Origin of the sequence: Persicitalea sp., assembly GCF_041751555.1 — a bacterium.
In the GTDB taxonomy this organism is placed as follows: domain Bacteria; phylum Bacteroidota; class Bacteroidia; order Cytophagales; family Spirosomataceae; genus Persicitalea.
In genome coordinates, this window is record NZ_JBGSXF010000451.1 from 1 (window position 1) to 19,717 (window position 19,717).

The following is a 19,717-nucleotide window of genomic DNA, read 5'->3' on the forward strand; positions in this document are numbered from 1 at the left end:
TTGATTTGGTGTTCGGCCTGGCTGTCCACAATCCCCTTGAACAAAGTTTGCACCTGGCCGTCCTTGGTGACGCGGGATACTGCTCCCGTCAGGTCATCGGCGCGATGGGTGATGTAAAAGGCGCCGTCGTACCAGGCCAACCCCACGACGGCCGGATTGATTCCTTTGCCCGATAGGTCAACCACTTGGGTGGCCTGGCCGTTCTTAATCTGCATGATGCGCAGGGGTGCATGTTTGGTTGGTTCCAGACCGCCACCAGCTTCCACCACAAACATGTTGCCTTCATTGTCCCAGGCTACGCTGGTGGGAAGCTGAAGTCCTCCTACCACTTTCTCTACCTGAAACCCATCAGGTACCTGGATCGCCGGATAAGTAACATCCTGAATGTCATGATCTTTAATGCAACCTGCTAAAAAGATTGTTGCACTCAGCAGAACAAATGCTGTTGTTGCTTGAAGGTTTAGCCCATTGAATAGTTTTTTCGATTTCATTCCATGTTAATTTTAAAAGTGAATAAAAATTATTAACGATACGGAGACCATCGACTTGACGTGGTAGTGGGAGACAGGCAGTAAAAAACTATGCCATTTACAGAAAGTAGGCAAAGGTAAGAGCTATACCGACGGATAATGTTTGATGCAGTAGGACGCTAGTTCATCTAAAAATTACTGCACAAATGGTTTTGGATTTACACGGCTTTGGGAATACAGGCCCAGTACAATGATTGAAAGGGTAAATCCTTCCAATCGGCATTGTAAAATCGCCTCAGTACCGGATCAAAACGGCCAAAGCATTGGTTTTGGCAAAAATCGGCAAACTCATTATTCTTATCCGGTCGGCTGTGGTGTCATACCCCCTAAAACTGCAAAATTACTGTTTCTAAGTGGTGTCTGCCGGGACACGGGCCATTCAATAAAGCCTTCCCTGGATGAACGATTCGTCCTGGGAAGGCTTTATTGCGGATAGTCAGCCGGCATACCGCACCACGCCCCATCCTCCCCTACTGGTTACGTTCGACGCCATCAATGACTACCGGGCCGCATCGGGCACGAAAATAATCGGACAGTTCACAATGATCCCGGCGGCATTGAGCCCCCCAGTTACGCATTGCGCGGACCCTTTGGTGCCCCGGCTACAACGAAGCCATCGGCGGACCGCAACACTTTTTGATGCTTTCCTACTAGAGTAAGGGATATTCTTCCATCTTTATAACACCCGTTGCCCCCGCGCAGCCTGCCGAGGCCAGCCTGCGGTATCTCAACTAAGCGCAGGGTGGATGAGCAGGTATGGCCTGTCGGCACATTCGGTTTGTCTTATCTGAGGCGGAGGTGCCTCTGACGAATTTGGTTCATTCGACGACACCACCGGAGCACCAAATGGCCAGTTCGTAAAAAGCACAGCGGCTTTGCCTCACGATAAATGCTACCCTTGAGCTGTGGGGTCCGACGCCGCCGCCAAGCCTTGCGATGATGCCTGACCAGTACTGTTTTTCAATTTCAGGTAACGCTCCCAATCGTCCACCGGAACCAGTACGGCAACCGCCTTGCCCTGCCGGGTGACGAGTGTGCTCTCTCCCGCGTAGGCCGCCCGGTTCAACAGGTCCGAGAGTTGGCCCCTCATCTCCTGGGCCGTCACGCTGTTCAGTTGATCAGTTTCCATAGTTTTTATAAGTAACGTTGATTTGTCAGTAAGTGAGTTTCCTAATTAACCGTGTTAAGATAACAAATATACAGGTCTTGCATTTGAAGGTGATTCGAAACTATCGTATATTTTCTATAAACCTGACAGAATGTAATTTTCTGTATTTCCATACGATTATAACAAAAGCAACGTCAGGAAGACTGGTATTACAAACCTACTAGGGTCGTCATAGGTCTGTGACCGTTTTTTACGCAATATTACATCAACCGGATTCAGGTCAGACTTAGATAGCAAATTCTAATGTGCTGGCTTTCTATGGGTTTTACACCCATAGGGACAAGGAGTTGCGGCCCCAGCAACATATAGTAGATCCCTACAATTGATGGAGAGATTCAGACCCGATTTGCATTGATATTCCGTCACTAGACAGGTGCACTCAAGTATAAAGTCATTTTAAGGTGATTCAGTGTTTAGCTGGGTGAAATTTCTGCTGGTCATGTCAAAATGTCTGACTGAACAATTGATTATTTTTGTGGCACAATATTCTATCGTAGAAATTGAAACAAGTTAAATTATTTATGGCCGAAGATCGAGTATTCAAAATACTTTCAATTGATGGAGGGGGGATGAAGGGATTGTATTCGGCGACCCTGATTAGACATCTTGAAGAAAAATTTAATTGCCACATATCTAATCATTTTGATATGCTTTGTGGAACCTCAACGGGGGGGTTGGTTGCATTAGCCCTGTCTCTGAACAAACCCGCGTCTGAAATATGCCGCTTCTATGAAGAGGAAGGACCCAAAATATTTTATCGCCATTTTAGGAATTCCAATTTAAACAAATTATCCGGCTGGTTTCGTCAAACCCTCTGGCGAGGGAAATTTAGCGACAAACCTCTTAAGGAAGCTTTGGAGAAGGTGTTTGGTGAAGCTGTCATTGGACAGAGCGAAAATTTGCTCTGCATTCCATCGTACACAATAACCGAAGCGAGGCCTTGGATATTCAAGTTTGATCACAAAGAAGGAGATTTGGATCGTGATAACAGTACAAGGTATGTCGATGTTGCTTTGGCTACCACGGCCGCACCGACCTATTTTCCGATGGCAGAAATTGAAAGCAAAGACAGGAAGCAGTTCGTTGACGGCGGCGTGTGGAGCAACAATCCCTCTCTCGTCGGTTTTATTGAAGCGCTCGATTACTTCGTCGGAAAAGGTAAGGAATTCAATAAACTCCAAATTCTATCCGTAGGCAGCCTGACCTTATCGGCGGGTAAGCCCGTTGGGTTAAGAAGGGAAAGGTCTTTCTCGAGCTGGCGGGACGAGCTTTTTGAAACATCGCTCTCTGGTCAAAGTTTCCTAACAGACTATTTCTTAAGAAAAATCACAACGGTTAATGAAATATCCGTTGACTACGTGCGTATTCCCTCCCCCATCATCTCACCAGACCAAGCCCCATTGGTTCAGCTAGACGTGGCTACACCCGATGCGATAAATATGCTACGGGGTAAGGGCAACGACCAGGGAGAGTTGTATAGCAAAAGACCGGAGGTAGCTGAATTTTTCAAAGAACCTAAAACGTATTCAACCCACTAACATATGGCCGACTGTCACTCCCTCTTTAACGATTTTGACAACAAAATTGCGCTAACCAGTGCCCGCACCAAAAGTTTAAAGAAATCACGGAAAAGCATCCGCGACCGAATTCGCAGATATTATCGAGAAAAGCAATCCGGTAGCATTTTGCCCAAATTCTGGAGTCAGGGGTCTTTTGAAATGGGTACCAGCGTGAACCCTATTCCTCGCAAAATCACAGTGGATGGCGAGGAGAAGTCGCTTTATAAATACGATGTAGACGACGGCGTGTATTTCATTGACGACGAAGCCAACCGGGTTTCGGCGCAGACTTACCACAATCAAATATATGCTGCCGTAACGGGGTACACCGACGAGGACCCTACTGATAAGGACACATGTGTACGGGTGGTATTTCATGATGGCCATAATATCGACCTGCCGATTTATTTTAAAGACAAGAGTGACTCAGATGCCCTGCCAGAGCTGGCTCACAAATCCGAACAATGGCCGTATAGCGATCCACGTGCTTTTGTTAAATGGTTTAACAAGCATGCTAAGGAAAACCCTCAGCTGTACAAGCTCGTGCGGTACGCGAAAGCGTGGTGTGACAACCAGAACTACCTCGCTGGCGCACGCAAGATGCCATCAGGACTGGTTCTTACCATATGGTTCACCGAAAATGCGCGGTATTCGAATGACCGGGACGATATCGCTCTACGGGACACTCTGAAAGCTGTCCGAAACAGTATCGATGCTGAGTTTTCCTGTTTGCGTCCAACGGAGCTGAAAGATGAAAATCTGCTTGAAAAGTATTCCCACGAAGAATACTTCAAAAAAAAACTGGATGACTTTTTGGAATCTGCTGAGCAGGCCATAAGTGAGTCCAACCAGAAGGAGGCCTGCGCGAAATGGCAAAGGCACCTTGGTTCCCGTTTCCCTTGTCACCTTGCTGAAGACCGCGACGAAGGGGCTAGATCCTTCCCCGTGCCCGCAATCGTGAAAAGTAACGCTAAGGGAGCATGAGGTATGGATTTTCAGCATATTCGCAAAAAGGTATTTGGGGAGTTAAACAAGACAAACCGATGCGAGATAGTCGATTCAAATCATATCAAGAAGTTAGGCTTCAACGGTTTCGTTGCCGTTTGGAAAGTCTTTTCAGAGCTTTACTTTTCTCAGGAAGAGGCCAGTCTGGCCGCATTCTACATTTGCCTGCCTTTTGAATTTCCTCTTGAAGTCCCCTCCGTTTACTTATCCAGGGAAGATTGCGCAAGAACCGGACACCTACCCCATGTTAATGCCAAAGGGAATGTTTGCGCCTTCGATTCAGATAATGTCACGCTGAATCCTGACGAGCCGCTGGAAATCGTCAGAATATGCTTGGTGGAATCGAAGCGGACGATAGAAAAGGAACTCAGAGAGTGTAAATCATCATCCTTTCAAGAAGAATTCATCGCCTATTGGGAAGGTATATATAATAAAAGAGATAAGGTAGTTAAGGGCCTTTCGATGCTGTCAGGGGATCTGTTGCCTGTGAGAGCACCCACCCTCGCGATTCTGCACGAACCGGCCGGAAGTTTTGAGATTATTTTACACGATGACGGCGAAGATGCTACGAAGTTCAAGCATTTCCTTTCCGAAAGAAATAGACGTTTTCACGAATTTAAAACTTTCTACATTGGTGATGTTGCCGGAATCACGCCCCCATTCTACCTCACTAACCTCGCAGCCATCCAGTTCATTGAACAGCACGCGCCTGCCCAGACGGGTGCCTTCGAGGATTATATAAATAGTTCAAAGAAGCCCGTTGTCATTTTTTCGACAGTAGTAGGCGGAAATCGCCTTTTCTTTGGCTGGATCCACAGGTCAGTGAAGCAGAGAGACGGCTTTCGGCAGGGCAAACCGAAAACATCGGTCGCAATGCGGAGTTTCGGATCAACCCAGGGGGTGCACAGGTTGAAGTTTGAATCGCTCACCCAAAAAAGGCTCTCACTAAGAACTGATGGAAAAATACGTCTGGACACCCTCTCACTGGCATTAGTGGGCCTCGGTAGTATCGGCTCCCACTTGTTGCATTTTCTTGCTTCGCTACCGGTCGGAGAATTCCGGTTGGTTGACACTGACGTATTGAAAATTGAGAATATAAATCGGCATCTGCTGGGATTTGAGTACGTCGGAGTGAGAAAAGCACACGCCTTGCAAGATTTTTTAATTCGACAAGACCCCATTCGCTCTGTTAGGATTAGCACAGACACAGTAGTCAAAATCGTAGATAAACACCCCGAATATTTCAATGAGTGCGATGCCGTGTTTATTGCCATAGGCAAAACCTCAATTGAGGGGTACCTTGTGGACTCCCTGCGCGGAGGCGTACTTCGAAAACCACTTTTTATCCTATGGGTAGAACCATTTATGGTCGCCGGCCATCTAATTTACGTTCCCGCAGAATCGACATTAGACTATAAAAAACTGTTCAAAGACGGGCTTTACGTAGGAAATGCTATCGAGGCGGTCGAGTACGGGAAGGAGAGCAACCAAATGCTTATGAAAGAGGCAGGTTGCCAGAGCGCTTACATCCCATACGGTCAAGAGTACGTCACCCTTTTTCTTTCCAGGCTGTACATCGAAATACGACAGCTAATCCGGCAGCCCCAGGAGAAAGCTCTATCATATACATGGGTGGGCAATATTTCTGAAGCTACCGAGCGAGGTCTTGGCCTTTCGACGAACGTTTCCGGTTTCGGAACAAATGACGTCATCACTACAACGCTTGAATGAATGCGCATCACACTCGGTTCACGTACAATCGTCATCCACAGTGGTGTCAAAAAAATATTGCTTGATTTTGCTCAGCATGGTCCTACCCAACCAGAAGCCGGTGGGATCATTCTAGGCAAGCTGATAGAACAGGAAATCCATGCGATGAAGATTAGCGCCCCTTCTTCTTTAGACAAGTCTTCCAGGTTCTCCTTCGAGCGTCATAAACTCTCGGCGCAGATCGTGATCGATTTCGAATTCCTGAACAGCGGCGGCGAAACAGTATATCTAGGCGAATGGCACACCCATCCGGAAAAAAACCCCAACCCGTCTTCAACTGACAGCAAAATGGTTCGAACTCAGTACAGGGAGATAGAGCGTCCGACCGATTTTTTGATCTTGCTTATCCAGGGAACCGAGTCTTTATTTGCGGGTCTTTATGACGGTCATAACTTTGAATCTTGTCTTGTGCCGAATGAGGATATGTAGAAAGCTAATTACTAACTGGGACCTTAATTACATCCGTTTACTGCTTGTTTAAAATTGAGTCGCGCCAAGATTTCTGCCTCCGCTTCATTTCTCAACTTTAAAAAAATTGTTTCTACATCCATGGTAGTTCTGCAAGCCCAGGATGGGCGCGCGGTAAGAAATTGGCGTAGGTGTTGAGAGCGGTATTGGCAATTCAGCCTTTACTGAGGAAAAGTACTTCGTCAGGGGTTTTTTGTATACTGGAGACTTCAATCTAAGGAGTAATGTACTATTCGATTTTTTCCAGACAGTTTTGCTTGGGTTAGACTAGTAATAGCTTGTTGCAGGGTGTCTCCAATTCCCACACTAAGTGTAAAAGATGTGAGCTGATGAAAAAGGTTTCTAACCTCTTCAACGAAGCTCAAATTATAAAATTTTAAATCAAATCTCAGTAATATATCATCACTTCCATACATTAAGATTTCTACTCCTTTTTTTTGGGCGATTATTTCCCTAATCGAATATAAAGCGGATTGAACAACATTATGTATGTCTTGGGCCTTTAATGTATTACCTAGAAGCAACTGTAATTCAATATTGTCACCAATATTATCGGCATCTGCCCTAACAAACTTATACATCTATTTTTCTGTTAAAGTTAACCCTTCTTGAAAACTTATAATAATATCATCTGATAATTTAATCACCTTAATTATTCCCTTTGTTTTTATGTTAGACCAATAACGACCCTCCATGTTCATAGGCTGTCTTTCATTTATTCTTAATTCACAAGCCCCTTCGTTACTTTCCTGTATTCCAACATCCGCTGTATCTTTCCTATAAAGATACGTGAGCTTCTTTTCTCCCCTTGCATCGTTGAGTAACAAATTCTCAGCGTACGATACTCCTATGAAATTATCGGTAAATGTTGTTATATTAGTGTCAAGAAAATTTTGACGAATAACAATAAAAAAAATCTTTGGTTGTATTAAAAGACCATTTTTATCTTTCCAATCAGATGCGAGGATACCCTTCCAAGTACCACTAATATTTGGTCGATATAATAAATATTTAAAAGGGCAATACTTCCAGAGCCACTTAAAGTATAACCCCCAAAATAAAACTACAATTGAAACGCTTGTAGTCACTGCTCTAAATATAGTTGAAAGTTCTTCAATTGAGTCATTCAGCAAAAGCAGAAGAAGGGTTAATAAAATTGCACTATATGCAGATATTTTGATTAGACTATCTAGTTCTTCTTTTTTCACAAAAAAATAATTGAAGTGAATTTCAAATATTTATTCCAAAAATTAGCTCAAATCTACAAAAATAAGCTAATTTATATTCACGATTAGTTGATCGTACAACGTTTCTCGAATGTGCGTAAGTGAAAAAGGTGTATTGATACAAAATTTTTTCCCGATAGGACGAAATAGAAAGAAAGTTTATAACATGCCGATTCTATTGATCTGAGTAGTGCCCGTAAACCATTGAATACCCTGAAAGCGACTCACGTTTTAAGGATAATGCTGTATTTGTTTGAAGCCTAGCACCGCAGACTAATGGTACAAAACTACACACTTGAGCTTCTCGCCGCTGCCACTCGCTAAGTAATGCCTGGTATTTGCTTCGCCCGAATTCTAAGCTTAACCATTTAGAGGAACAATTTTCCCCACGACTCTAGCACCCGTAGTTCCGGATTCACCCTTAGCAAATAAGCGAATCGCAGACGCCTTCTTTTGCTTTAGAACGTACGGGATCAATAATCCTATAAAATGTTTTATTGGAAGGAATGCCGAACGCCTGGGAAATCTCCCGAACGCTGCGGCCCTGCACATAGGCACCGCAGACCATCGGCTGGATTTTCCGATGCTTCTTGCTTATAACTTTTGAGCGTCCTCCGGTCAGGTCGCGCGGCCTGACCACAACTGAGTTTTTGATTTTTTTGGAAAATCTGGCATTAAACCTACTAAAGGCCCATTGAAAATCTGGATGCGTTACCCTTAACGAAATCGGTGGCTTCTCTGAGAAAAGAAAGCACATAGGACTTGGGTTTGCGAACGTCTAATTGATGAGCGATATCGTTGCGCAGATTTTTAAGCTCTTTGAGAAAGGAGATTTCTTTCGGTGTACACAACCCCTCGTCTTCGATATAGGAGACGCAGTTTGCAAGCGTGATAGTTTTTTTCTTGTACCGATTTAAAAACACTTCATCATTAAGAAAAAGGGTCTTCAAGCCGTTTTCCACCACCTTGGCTAAGGAGAAGACAGCATCAAGAGGTTGATCTGCGCCAAGCTGCTTACTTGCAGATTCCATTTCCATCGCCATTTGAGGGAGATTCAATGTAAAAATTTTGGCAAGTTCGTTCATGTCTTTGATAATCAGAACGGTCTCCGCATCCTTCGGCGGATTTCTTCGCACTAAATCATTGACGAGTTCGGTTTGCTGGTTGTACGCACGGCTAACTTGGAATAAGTCTGATTGTAAATCTCCATTGGCCCTAATCTGTTGATCCACGAGCTGCTCCAGTCGCTTGGTCTTCTGATGCTGCAAATAAAGGTACAGTACCACGACCAGAACCAGTATCGCCGTGGCTGTCAGGGGAATGATTGTAGATTTCTTTTTCATGACGTATTCCTTACAAATAGTTGGACAGGTGTTTTAGTTGTTATCCGGTTCACGAGTTTCGCCAACAAAAATAGACTATTTCACTGAGATTCAGCTCAACGGGAAGCAGGGCTGACTTCCTTGGATTTAAAAATTTGCCGATGTGAATATCAGTTGGGCATCATCCTTTGTAGGCCCCAACTACTCAAACGTACAATTTTCTCCACGACTCTCGCATACGAGTTATCCTTTCTACTATGATTTTGAGGTAAATAAATCTCAGGCATTTTCTTTTGCTTCGGAACGTACGGCTTCGACAATCTTATAGAAGGTTTTATTGGATGGAATGCCGAACGCCTGGCAAATCTCACGCACGCTACGGCCCTGTACGTATGCATCACAGACCATCGGCTGAATTTTCTGATATTTCTTGCTCAGACCCTTCGGGCGGCCCCCGGTCCGGCCCCGCGCTCTAGCTGCAGCCAGTCCGGCCTTGGTGCGCCGTATCAGCTTCTTACGCTCCAGCTCAGCCAGCAGGGCGAATAGCTTGAAGATGAACTCGCCGTGTTCGGTCGTCGTGTCGATCAGCGGCTGGGAAACCGACTTGAAGCCGATGCCCCTTTCGTTCCACTCGTCGACGACCATGACCAGCTCGACCATCGTGCGGCCCAGGCGGTCGATGTCGTATACAACCACCGTGTCGCCCAGTCGCAGCTGCTCCTGCATCCTTTCGAACTCGGGGCGCTGCTTGGCCGCGCCGGAAACCTTCTCGTTAAAAATCCTATCGCACCCTTCCGCCTTAATGGCATCGAACTGCAAGTCTTGGTTCTGCTCGTCCTTGGAAACCCTGACGTACCCTATTTTCATCTCCCGTTACACTTTACCCGTTCAATAAGCAATATACTGTAATTTGATTAAATACATGGCAAAGTGTAACGGGAAAGGGAAAGAAATGGCCCACTTTTGAGAAGGGGACGGATGAGGTATTAAATTGATCGTTTTTAGAGAACGCCCTAGGGCCGTGTAATTGGATCAGGTGACTTATATCGGCCGGCGGCTGATCCCATCACAGTCGATGAAAGCAACTGCCTATTGGCGACGCTGGTCAACTTATTGCGGGTTTACAGTCATACCAGGACTGGTGCTGCCATTACGCTTGATAATTTGGGGTTTTAAGCAAGGAGGGGTAATGAGTTTAAGCCTATACAAGTTCAACATGTGATTGCACTCCTCACCTAAGGGACGAAACTCAGCTCGGATATTTTATAATCCTTCTGTCGCAGGATAGGTACGATAATGCGTAAGATCATTCTAGGGTAAAAGAATTCACACGGAGAGTACTTTCATTGTTTCCTCCCCGAACTGGCTGATAACCCGCACAGCAATTTTTTGACCTTTACCGTTAACCGAAATCGGGTGCGATTGGTGGCCGTACAAACGGTCGAAGGCTTCTTCATCGATTTTTATTTTCAGGGTTTTCTCTACTTTCTTGCGAGTATTGTCTCTAGCTAAAGTATCGAGTCCTTTTTTCCATTTGGCAAATTCTGACTTGTCGCCGCCGCAGAAGAATACCTGCTTCACGATGAAATTACTGCCGTCGTAGTCGTCATCTACGAGCCAGTATGCGATTTCGTGGACGTTACGGGCTTTTACCTCGTCTTTTATGGGATCGTAAATATCGAGACCGCGAATTACGACAATTACTTCTCCGTCTTTTCGTATAAGGTCGATATCCGGTTCACCGATGGTAACGAAACTGGCGGCAGACTTGGCGGGTTTTTTCTTCAAGCCTTCCTGCAACAGGTCGTCGTGGATGCGGGCTTTGGTCACTTCAAAAGTACCTACGCTCGTGGTTTGGCTGCTGCCCTGGATATCGCTCTCAAAGCTGAAGCCTAGGATGACGAGCCAATTGGCGTCACCAAGCTGGCGGCATTCCTTCACAGCATCATTCACCAGTTTTTTGCTTACCGTGCCAAATTTTGGACCGATGTGGAAGTAGGCTTTTTCTTCGCCCTGAGTGGTTTGATAAAATCCTTCGGCGTGTAGGGCCGTTCCTGCGAGTAGCTCCACGCTACGGAAGATTACCATTTCATCCTTACGGCCATTTTTGACCCCCGCACTAAGCAGATGTTGCCGGATTGTTTCTTCGAACGCTCCTTCCGGTTCGTTGACCCGAATTTCGTCGTCCAGTTCGGCGGGGCTGATGGGTTCGTAACTTTGCAGAGTTTCGACGGTAAAGGGGCCGCTTACCCGCAGTAGCTTGCGATCCTGCTCGGGTTGGTCATACAGCGTTTCGGTGGCGGGTGGCTCGTCGTTGGCCAGGGATTTGAGCGTGATGTGCGGGACAGTTTTGTACATAAAGCCCTGCCGAATGTCTGCTCCGACTTCGTCGTAAAGTTTATAGTAAGGGTACACCGCCGTCATGAGCCGCTGCTTGGCGATGTTCAGAGCGATGCGGCTGGTATCAATGGTGATCCAGCGACGACCCCATTCCTCGGCTACGTACGCCGTGGTGCCGCTGCCGCAGGTTGGATCCAGCACCAAGTCTCCAGGGTCGGTGGTCATAAGGAGACAGCGCTGGACTGCTTTGACCCCCGTCTGAACAACATATAATTTTTCATCACCAAAAGACGAAAATGCAACATCATTCCAAACGTTTCCAATCAATTTTACCGGAAAATCATCATCATATCTCTTAAATCTTAGGGTTTTTCCACTGACTACTAATCTTTCTTTTTTAGCTAGTTTGTTCAAGCCATCAATACTTGTCGACCAATATCTCTTTCCGGGACTAAATTTCTTGCCCTCAAATTCAAATGGTGGGGAATTATAGAAATGGGAAGACGTTAAATCACTCGTAGTAAACCCCTTGGCATTATTATCTTTTTCTTGATAGAGCTGAACATATTTGGTTTTGGGTTTATCTTTCCCATACCACAATATTGAATCAGCTACTGCTGGCAAAAATAAATCTGGCTGAGGACTCCTTTTTATAAATACGATCTGACTCACAAAATTCTCACTTCCAAAAACTTCATCCATTACGCTTCGCACCAGGTGCACATTTTCATCGCCAATCTGCACAAAACAGGAACCGCTTTCTGCAAGGAGTTCTTTAGCAATAAGCAGTCGATCGCGCAGATACGATAGATAGGAATGGATGCCCAGTTCCCAGGTATCGCGGAAAGCTTTGATCTGCTCGGGTTCGGAGGTAAGGGAGTCGTCTTGCCCATCCTTCACATTACGGTCGTTGAGTTTGATCTGCCAGTTACCGCCGTACTTGATGCCGTAGGGCGGATCCATGTACACGCACTGCACCTGGCCAGCCATGCCTTCGCGTTCGAGGAGACTGGCCATAACGAGGTGGCTGTCACCCTGGATGAGGCGGTTGGTCCAGCCATCCTGGTGCTGATAGTATTCGCTTACTTTTTCGAGTTCGTCCTTTTCAAGCGCATTACCAAACAGTTCGTTTACGCTGAATATATCGAGCTGTGGGCTAGCAGTCTCGGTAACATTGTAGAGGTTTTCGATCAGCGTTTCGGGGGCGATGTGTTCGTGACGGTAGAGGCTGCGGATGTCCACGCGCAGTAGTTCTTCGCGGTCGTCGTTGCCGTATTTGTCGAGCCAGTAGAGTTCGGGGTCTTGTCCTCGGTGCGTTACGGGATTTTTAGTTAGTTCCAGCGTTTTGCTGGCGGTCTGCACATGGGCGTTGGCCTCTTCGTAGCCAGCTTCTTCCTTGCTGGGAATGTGGGCGCGCCTGTCGGCCTTGTGTTTAATAGACTCTACTGATTTGGCCATGGGAAAGAGGCGACTGATTTAGTCAAACGATAGCACTTCGGGTACCAGAGCGACAACATTTAAAGGGGGGAAAAGAAAACGGTTGTAAGGGGTGTTCTCCGTTTTCGCGTGTAGCACACCACGTAATGTGCCGACAGTCACCATTGCTAAATGGATTGCAAAATCTCGGGGAACGACGAGCGTATCGGAATCTGGTGAGGCCAGCATAGACCAGCTTTCGGGTTGAATCTCAAATGTGCAAGCCACGGCAATCACCATGAATGGGTTGCCGTCTTCTTTTTCAAACCGTGCATATTTGCGGACTTGTATCCGCTTTTGCTCTTTGCCCAGACCAAAAAACAATTCGTGATGGATCTTGAATGTTTCGATTTCTTTCGGTGGCTCAGGTAGCATCGCAAATTCCTCAGTAACAATCTGTAGAATGCCAAAGGCGATATTGTTATTATGCTTTTCCATCAGGCAGCCATAGCATAATTCGACTCCCCCGATTCCGCTTCCGGTGGATACACTACGGTTTCTGCGGTTGAATTCATTTCCTTTGAGATACTGAATTCAATTTTCTGCCAGGATGTAAACTCAGTTTTAACCATACTGTAGCTGGTTTTTGTTACATAGCTGTGTGCAAACTCAACGAGCCGAATGCTTAGGGCCTGTTCCAAACGGCTGATCGTTTCAAGTGTCAGATTTTCCTGACCTCTTACGATTTTATTGATTTGCTGCGGGCTAATACCCAGGTTTTCAGCTAGCTCTTTCTGAGTAGCGGGAGCCTTGCTTTCTTTACGATTGCTACGCAGGGTACTTAAAATAGCAATAGCGATTTTAGCAGACCGATCGAGCCAAGCTCGGTTAGCCTCACGCCACGCCGCTTTTTCCTGAAAACTCGTATCCTCGACCGCTACACGGTCCAGTATTTCTCTTACTTTATTATTTTCCATAAGGGATAGAGTGAATGGTTAAATTTCGATGTACACCGAATCAAAATCAGTATCAGAGTCGAAATAATTTTGCTTCAAAAGCTGCGCCACATTTCTGAGGTTGTCCAGTTGCTGTTGCGTATGGGGGCGATCTTCCATCTTTCCAGTCAATTTGATAGCTCCGCCCGTTACAATATAGGTGGTGTCTATCCGTAGGGCGTAGATTCTCAGCCAGCCTTTTTTGGATTTATACGCTTTGTTCAAGCTCTGATACAGAGGTTTGTAAACTTCACTTTTGAGTAGCGAAACGAAAGACTGATTGAGGCGAGTATTAAAGCTTTCATAGGACTCATGTTCCTGTTTATAAAAACATTTTTCCAGTTGTTCAGCTTGTTGGATCGTATCATCGATGGCCTTATCAATAGTTAGAGGTTGGCCTAGAGCAGTATGCCAGAACTCAGAATGGAGATCTGCCTCATTAGCTTCAAAAAAATCGGATAGATATTCAGGGTCGTTCCATTTTTCAAACAGGTTAGTCAACTCAGGCTGAGAGGAACCACTATACTTAACCGTATAAAGGCCGTCATGTATTTTACGGATTGCAAAACTAATAGAGAAATTCATAAAATCAACCTATAAGTTTATTATTTTAGCAATCAGCTGGTTTTTGATATCGCGGATGTCGTTGGCGATTTCTACAAAATGCCACTCGGGGTAGTCGTACTTATCTCTCATAGCGTTTACGGCGGGCAACCACCGATTCTCAACATACCACTTTTTCTCGACTTTATCCTTGTTCATGCCCGTTATTTCGATGATGAGGTTTTTTGTAGCACCGTCCCTGCATTTCACCTGAGCAATGAAGTCAGGAAAGTACATTTTGTCCTTTGCTTCCTTATTGACATACGGTATGGCAAACCCCAGAAATTGATTTTTGACGTAGCGTTCTACTGCCTCTATTTCCTCCAGCGTTTTGGCGCAAATGCCCTCCCAGTCGCTATCCATCACAACATAGTTTACGTGGCTCTTGCTAGTTGGATACACCTGTTTGATCGTATTACCATTGACGTATTTCGTGCTGCTGAACGGATCGTAGTACCTGAATGTGGGGCGTATGTGCTCTTTGGTATTCAACTCAGGATTAATACCTCTGTGGATATGATCCACGACTTGACGGGGTTCTATGAAGTACAACAGCCGCTTGTAGCGCGGGTCAGGATTGTTTAGAAGGAGTACTTTGGTATGGTACCATTCTTCCACAATGTTTTTTAATTTGTTGAATTTCTGAAAGTTGAGATTTCCTTCCTCGTCGCTAAAATGGTATTTGATCAACTCTTTGGTAAGCAGGAAAAATAACTCGTTTTCGCGCTTTTCCAGGACCGAATTCACCTTCAATTTTTCCTGAGAAGGCGAAATCGGACTAGCCATTACTGTTTCGGTAGGGTATAGATGACCGTCTATCTCATAATTATCGAGATGGCTAAAATCATGCTTTATCTCTCCATCACGATATTCCAGCCTGTATCCCGCTACGTTCGGAAACTCTATCTCCATATTTTTCTGCCTATCAGGTATAGCCGCGATGTAAGTGGATTCGGCCACCGACAGAGATGGTTCGGTTTTCCCCCCACGGAACATCTTGAAAGGTACTCCAATGATGTGCGCGTACTCTGGCGGAAATTTCTCAATCACTATTTTGCGCTTATCGCTCGTCGGATTCCCCTCTTTGTCGTAGCCTTGCAGCACGTAGTTCATTCGCCGCAAGGCTCGACCCGCTACCTGTTCGCAGAGTAGCTGCGAGCCAAAGGCACGAAGGCCCATGATATGGGTGACTGTGTTGGCATCCCAACCTTCGGTAAGCATAGAAACCGACACGACGCAGCGGATGTGCGCGCCCAGCTTACCCGACTGTCCTACCGTGTTTACTACCTCGCGTAGTATCTCGGCGTCCGTTATTCTGTCGGTGCTACCCTGCCCGTGCAGTCGGGCGTAATCTTTCTTGAATTCCGTTATTTCCGAAGCAAAAATCTTTTTAAAGTCGTCATTGATTTGATCTCCTTCTTCCAGAGCCGTGCTGTCGATAAGTAGGGTTGGCGGTTTGGATAAAGGGCGTTTTGTTGTGAGATCATAGTTTGAGAAAAGGTCTTTTGCTCCGGTTACGGTTCTGTGATTTCCCTCACTATCTTCAAATTCATACCCCGCTATGAATTTGTACAATTCCTTCGAGACGGACGTGTTATTGCAGACCGCGATGAATACGGGCGGGGACGTGAACAGCGTCGTTCTGGCCTCCTGATTTGTCCGCGAACCATTATAGTACTCTACGTAGTGATCGTAAAATTGGTCCAATGCAATTTTTACCAAATGAGGAAGCTTGGGCGGTGGCTCGACCAGATTTTCTTCTTTTGCGGCTTCTTTTTTCTTAGTGCGCTGTCCCTTCCTGGGAAGCTCGTCCCGTACATGGTCATATAGGTTACGCAGGACGGGCATTGTCAATTCCTGGGTATTATCACTTTCGGGCAAAAAAGGAATTTTAACCAGGCCAGATTCGATAGCTTCAATCAATCCAAAGTCGGATACGACCCAGGGAAACAGGCTGTAAGGTGTGTAGCCTGATCCTGTTAGATAGTAGGGTGTGGCCGAAAGGTCATATACCGATTGCAATTTGAAGCGCTGGGATATTTCCCGCAAGCCGCTGAACCAGACGGCAGCCTTGGCATTTTCGTCTATCTCCTCATTATCGGTAGTTTTGCTCTTGGATTTAGGCAGATAACAATGGTGGGCCTCGTCGTTCAGTATCAATAACCTGCTTCCGGCTTTGAACTTACCCAAGGTTCTTTTGATTACCTGGGAAAAATCTTCTTTGTTGTCAGTATCGATTTTCTCGCCTTCCAAGTTCACTTTACCATCAAAGGGACTACGTTTATTTCCCTGTAATGTTCTGGGTTCGAAGGTATGGTAGTTCGTGATGACGAGCCGCGCGTTCAGGTTTTGCAAACGGTGTTCCATGTTAGCCGGAACGAGACTACGAATACGGTAGTAATCCTCGATGTGTTTAGGATTCTGGTTTTTTGTGTCCACGAACAAAACACCTAATCGACTCTTGATTGTGACACCCGGCGCAACGATGAGAAAATAGTCAGCGAAGCGAGTGTCGTTGCGATATTCCTGCCGATTAAAATAATGGTAACAAATCAGGCACCCCATTACGACTGTTTTTCCCGAACCTGTTGCCATTTTAAAAGCCACTCGCGGGAGCTGGTCGGCAGCATCACGACTTACGGATTGCTGCCCTTGACGCAGTAGATTCAGAATGTGTTGTCCGGCATTTGACTTTCCAGCTACCTCATTTAACCAAATGGCTGTTTCAACGGCTTCCCGTTGGGCGTAGAATAGTCTTTTTGTAACAAGCCGCTCAGGGTTGTCAAACCAGAAGTTGAGCAGTTCCTTCGTAACCCTTGTAGTATTTGGGTACTTATCATTCCGCCATTTTCCTACTTCCTGACGACACAGGTTTATCAGATGTGTACCATACTCCACAAAATCATCGTTCCACTCAAATATCTCTTTTTGTCCTGTTTGCCTTATGGGAATTACGGCCGAATCGGCTTTAAATATTCTCCTGCCCTTGCAAATATTCTTGTAGTCCAAACTTCCCGTGCTATCTGTATCGTAATGTAACTTTGGTTCTTCATACGGACTGTTCAGGATTGGATTGTCTGCGCTCATTCGGCTCAAAATGTATTTTTTGGAAATAGGAATTGCCACATCGTGGTCAAAAGGCAAAATAACGAGATTCTAACTTGTGTTGCTATTAAAAGGAAGCCCTAAGATCTCGTCTTGGCTAAGTATTTCATCCAACTGGATTGAGGATTAAAGATCAAGTGTTCTGACATTGACACCCATGAATTCTGCTACACGGGATCCGTGACGCTTTTTGTGCTAACGTTTAATTTAACCCATAGTTGTTGAAAATGGATTTCAAATCATTAGTGTTTGATCTCATCTCATCAATCTGACAATGGTTCATAAAGTCATACCTTTCTGAACCCCTCACATGCACGGGATTTGTTTCTGAGATCTACTCCAAAACGGGGGCCAGCAAGTAGGGCCAGCTCAAAAGTAAAGGGTGCCTTTATGAACCCAACTTAATGACCTCACTAGCTGTGTCTCCCTGAACCAGACCTTTGGCTATGCCTAGCTCGCAGGGACAGCTGCCCTCCTCGCGAGATGATCCTGGAAAAGACCCGCGCCGGCCAGCTGCTCGCCCAAGTCCAGCCACTGGACGACGCGTGAACGTAAACCAGGACAACTACATCCAGGTAAAGAAAGCTATGCGTAGAGCCTTCGTTTACCGAAACTGTGAACTTGACGGGCCTCAGTACGCCCATTGTGAAGCAGTACCGGAAACTGATCAGGAACTTGCTTTTTAGGGCTCAGCCAGCATTAGGGCACCCTGCCACCCATTATCGCCGCCCCATTCCCAGTGGGTACGCGGTGTGAGCATTTTTTTATAAAAGTTGGGAAATTGCCAACTTTTTCCCATATTTGTATCGTGTTGATGGTAGCATCCGCTTACTCTTTTCATAACGGCTGAACCACAAGGATGCGAATGGGGACTCTTAATTTCAAACTATAAAAACATCTTTGGCTAAATGATTATCGTTCAAGCCCGCAAGCTGGACCGGTTTGCACACAAGCACGGGGATGCCGGTAAGAGCCTGACCGTTTGGAAAAGGGTTGTCAAAAGCTCCAGCTGGAAAAAAGGGACTGACGTGTTGGAGGACTTTCCCAATGCGTCCTTAATTCCGGGTAGCCGCGCCCGGTTTAAGATTGTGGGCAATAAGTACCGCCTGATCGTGGAGATCAACTACGAGGACGGCATTGTGGAAGTGAGGTTCATAGGAACGCATGCCGAGTATGACAAGGTCGATGCTTCAACCGTTTGATGGCCCGGTGCCAAATACAGATATGGAAAAAATGAAATCAGACTGGTTCCTGCTTGAAACGGAGCAGGACTACGATGCCGCTCTGGCTCGCTACGAGGAAATCAAACAGGCAGAGCGGGGTTCGGCCGGCCACAGGGAGAAGCTTCTACTGGCCCATCTCATTTCCGACTTTGAAGAAAGGACGAGTGAGCTGCCAGAAGTTGACCCCGTGGAGCTGATCAAAATCCGGATGGAGGACTTCGGCTACAAGCCGGTCGACCTGGCCAAAGAGTATGGTGACAAGGGCACCATCAGCAAGGTGTTGAATTACAAGCAGGCCCTCTCACTGACCATGGTGCGTAAGTTCAGCCGCTTGCTGCACATTCCGGCCGAAGCCCTAATTGCTGAATATGAATTGAGGCAATAGCTAATTTCAGCGCTGGACGGTGCTTTGGTCAAGTAACGGTGTTTTGTGCAAACTGGCTTTTACACCCGTGATGCGAATCGGTATGGAGTCAAGTGTTCCCCTGGTCTGGCCAAAAGCGGGATGCAATTTGGATTAGTCGTCCAAGGGCGGATCCTATACCTCCCGCTCTACTCACCCTTTACTAAATGGGTGAGGAAAGTGACTGGCAGTGTATTCTCCCCTAAGATTCTTGCCATGAAAGCCCCAGAGTACATTGTACAAACGCTCGTTTGTATAATGTAAAATATGCCTAAATTGCCCTCTCAATCAGAACAAGCTCCCGTGGAACACCCAACCGACCCCGTCCAGTACGTGGCCTACTATCGCGTCTCGACGCTCCGCCAGAGGGCCTCCGGCCTGGGCCTGTCCGCCCAGCGCACCGGCGTGGAGAGCTTTTTGCGCGGCCGGGGGAAGGTCGTCTCCGAGTTCACCGACATCGAGTCGGGCAAGCGCAACGACCGGCCCGAGCTGATCCGGGCCATCGCTACTTGCAAGTCAGAGGGGGCGGTGCTGCTGATCGCCAAGCTCGACCGGCTCACGCGCAACGTAGCCTTCATCTTCAC

At 46.3% G+C, this 19,717-nt stretch carries 19 protein-coding genes; 7 read left to right on the forward strand and 12 right to left on the reverse strand.

All coding sequences use genetic code 11. The features are described 5' to 3' along the window. The coding region (locus tag ACEW8P_RS15785; protein ID WP_373514042.1) for a hypothetical protein at positions 1 to 329 on the reverse strand (329 nt) is incomplete at its 3' end. Between the two features lie 1,093 nt (positions 330 to 1,422). Next, positions 1,423 to 1,659, reverse strand: coding sequence for a type II toxin-antitoxin system Phd/YefM family antitoxin (locus tag ACEW8P_RS15790; protein WP_373514043.1), 237 nt, complete (start codon positions 1,657 to 1,659; stop codon positions 1,423 to 1,425). Between the two features lie 539 nt (positions 1,660 to 2,198). On the opposite strand from ACEW8P_RS15790, the gene ACEW8P_RS15795 reads away from it, so the two are divergent. From ACEW8P_RS15795 to ACEW8P_RS15810, 4 genes are read left to right on the forward strand one after another with little or no spacing between them, the layout of a single operon-like run. Next, a complete protein-coding gene (locus ACEW8P_RS15795) occupies positions 2,199 to 3,236 on the forward strand; it encodes a CBASS cGAMP-activated phospholipase (protein WP_373514044.1) in 1,038 nt (345 codons plus the stop codon). Positions 3,237 to 3,239: 3 nt separating this feature from the next. After that, positions 3,240 to 4,241, forward strand: coding sequence for a CBASS cGAMP synthase (locus ACEW8P_RS15800; RefSeq protein WP_373514045.1), 1,002 nt, complete (start codon positions 3,240 to 3,242; stop codon positions 4,239 to 4,241). Between the two features lie 3 nt (positions 4,242 to 4,244). Continuing rightward, positions 4,245 to 5,993 (forward strand): ThiF family adenylyltransferase, encoded by a 1,749-nt coding sequence (locus ACEW8P_RS15805; protein ID WP_373514046.1) that lies wholly within the window; start codon positions 4,245 to 4,247, stop codon positions 5,991 to 5,993. Beyond that, positions 5,994 to 6,461: a Mov34/MPN/PAD-1 family protein gene (locus tag ACEW8P_RS15810; RefSeq protein WP_373514047.1), complete on the forward strand. Its 468-nt coding sequence runs from the start codon at positions 5,994 to 5,996 to the stop codon at positions 6,459 to 6,461. 248 nt (positions 6,462 to 6,709) lie between these two features. Here the strand turns inward: ACEW8P_RS15810 and ACEW8P_RS15815 are convergent, their stop codons facing one another. From ACEW8P_RS15815 to ACEW8P_RS15860, 10 genes are all read right to left on the reverse strand, one after another. Then, positions 6,710 to 7,081, reverse strand: a complete 372-nt coding sequence (locus ACEW8P_RS15815; RefSeq protein WP_373514048.1) for a mCpol domain-containing protein — start codon at positions 7,079 to 7,081, stop codon at positions 6,710 to 6,712. Further along, entirely contained in the window at positions 7,082 to 7,708 is a 627-nt protein-coding gene (locus ACEW8P_RS15820) for a hypothetical protein (RefSeq protein ID WP_373514049.1), read from the reverse strand. A 439-nt stretch (positions 7,709 to 8,147) separates the two neighbouring features. Then, complete coding sequence (locus ACEW8P_RS15825; RefSeq protein ID WP_373514050.1) at positions 8,148 to 8,366, reverse strand: hypothetical protein; 219 nt, start codon at positions 8,364 to 8,366, stop codon at positions 8,148 to 8,150. 43 nt (positions 8,367 to 8,409) lie between these two features. Then, positions 8,410 to 9,069, reverse strand: a complete 660-nt coding sequence (locus ACEW8P_RS15830) for a hypothetical protein (RefSeq protein ID WP_373514051.1) — start codon at positions 9,067 to 9,069, stop codon at positions 8,410 to 8,412. A gap of 258 nt (positions 9,070 to 9,327) precedes the next feature. After that, positions 9,328 to 9,915, reverse strand: a complete 588-nt coding sequence (locus ACEW8P_RS15835) for a recombinase family protein (RefSeq protein ID WP_373514052.1) — start codon at positions 9,913 to 9,915, stop codon at positions 9,328 to 9,330. Positions 9,916 to 10,374: 459 nt separating this feature from the next. After that, complete coding sequence (locus ACEW8P_RS15840) at positions 10,375 to 12,846, reverse strand: site-specific DNA-methyltransferase (protein ID WP_373514053.1); 2,472 nt, start codon at positions 12,844 to 12,846, stop codon at positions 10,375 to 10,377. An 18-nt stretch (positions 12,847 to 12,864) separates the two neighbouring features. Next, positions 12,865 to 13,302, reverse strand: a complete 438-nt coding sequence (locus tag ACEW8P_RS15845; protein WP_373514054.1) for a hypothetical protein — start codon at positions 13,300 to 13,302, stop codon at positions 12,865 to 12,867. Then, the gene (locus tag ACEW8P_RS15850) at positions 13,302 to 13,781 is read right to left on the reverse strand and encodes a transcriptional regulator (protein WP_373514055.1); all 480 of its coding nucleotides are present in this window, start codon (positions 13,779 to 13,781) and stop codon (positions 13,302 to 13,304) included. The genes ACEW8P_RS15845 and ACEW8P_RS15850 overlap by 1 nt, the downstream gene beginning before the upstream one ends. 18 nt (positions 13,782 to 13,799) lie before the next feature. Then, the gene (locus ACEW8P_RS15855; RefSeq protein ID WP_373514056.1) at positions 13,800 to 14,384 is read right to left on the reverse strand and encodes a hypothetical protein; all 585 of its coding nucleotides are present in this window, start codon (positions 14,382 to 14,384) and stop codon (positions 13,800 to 13,802) included. A 9-nt stretch (positions 14,385 to 14,393) separates the two neighbouring features. Next, entirely contained in the window at positions 14,394 to 17,489 is a 3,096-nt protein-coding gene (locus ACEW8P_RS15860) for a BPTD_3080 family restriction endonuclease (protein WP_373514057.1), read from the reverse strand. Positions 17,490 to 18,415: 926 nt separating this feature from the next. On the opposite strand from ACEW8P_RS15860, the gene ACEW8P_RS15865 reads away from it, so the two are divergent. The 3 genes from ACEW8P_RS15865 to ACEW8P_RS15875 all read left to right on the forward strand — a co-directional run. After that, positions 18,416 to 18,709 carry a type II toxin-antitoxin system HigB family toxin gene (locus ACEW8P_RS15865; protein WP_373514058.1) on the forward strand — a complete coding sequence of 98 codons (294 nt, stop codon included), beginning with the start codon at positions 18,416 to 18,418 and terminating at the stop codon, positions 18,707 to 18,709. Between the two features lie 22 nt (positions 18,710 to 18,731). Beyond that, complete coding sequence (locus ACEW8P_RS15870) at positions 18,732 to 19,115, forward strand: type II toxin-antitoxin system HigA family antitoxin (protein ID WP_373514059.1); 384 nt, start codon at positions 18,732 to 18,734, stop codon at positions 19,113 to 19,115. A gap of 321 nt (positions 19,116 to 19,436) precedes the next feature. Continuing rightward, a partial coding sequence (locus ACEW8P_RS15875; protein WP_373514060.1) for a recombinase family protein occupies positions 19,437 to 19,717 on the forward strand: 281 nt, incomplete at its 3' end.

Coding starts and splice junctions, on each gene's coding strand:
- ACEW8P_RS15845 (WP_373514054.1), bottom strand. CDS start 13,302: ATGGAAAAGCATAATAACAATATCGCCTTTGGCATTCTACAGATTGTT.
- ACEW8P_RS15835 (WP_373514052.1), bottom strand. CDS start 9,915: ATGAAAATAGGGTACGTCAGGGTTTCCAAGGACGAGCAGAACCAAGAC.
- ACEW8P_RS15850 (WP_373514055.1), bottom strand. CDS start 13,781: ATGGAAAATAATAAAGTAAGAGAAATACTGGACCGTGTAGCGGTCGAG.
- ACEW8P_RS15805 (WP_373514046.1), top strand. CDS start 4,245: ATGGATTTTCAGCATATTCGCAAAAAGGTATTTGGGGAGTTAAACAAG.
- ACEW8P_RS15840 (WP_373514053.1), bottom strand. CDS start 12,846: ATGGCCAAATCAGTAGAGTCTATTAAACACAAGGCCGACAGGCGCGCC.
- ACEW8P_RS15800 (WP_373514045.1), top strand. CDS start 3,240: ATGGCCGACTGTCACTCCCTCTTTAACGATTTTGACAACAAAATTGCG.
- ACEW8P_RS15860 (WP_373514057.1), bottom strand. CDS start 17,489: ATGAGCGCAGACAATCCAATCCTGAACAGTCCGTATGAAGAACCAAAG.
- ACEW8P_RS15815 (WP_373514048.1), bottom strand. CDS start 7,081: ATGTATAAGTTTGTTAGGGCAGATGCCGATAATATTGGTGACAATATT.
- ACEW8P_RS15810 (WP_373514047.1), top strand. CDS start 5,994: ATGCGCATCACACTCGGTTCACGTACAATCGTCATCCACAGTGGTGTC.
- ACEW8P_RS15830 (WP_373514051.1), bottom strand. CDS start 9,069: ATGAAAAAGAAATCTACAATCATTCCCCTGACAGCCACGGCGATACTG.
- ACEW8P_RS15865 (WP_373514058.1), top strand. CDS start 18,416: ATGATTATCGTTCAAGCCCGCAAGCTGGACCGGTTTGCACACAAGCAC.
- ACEW8P_RS15855 (WP_373514056.1), bottom strand. CDS start 14,384: ATGAATTTCTCTATTAGTTTTGCAATCCGTAAAATACATGACGGCCTT.
- ACEW8P_RS15870 (WP_373514059.1), top strand. CDS start 18,732: ATGGAAAAAATGAAATCAGACTGGTTCCTGCTTGAAACGGAGCAGGAC.
- ACEW8P_RS15790 (WP_373514043.1), bottom strand. CDS start 1,659: ATGGAAACTGATCAACTGAACAGCGTGACGGCCCAGGAGATGAGGGGC.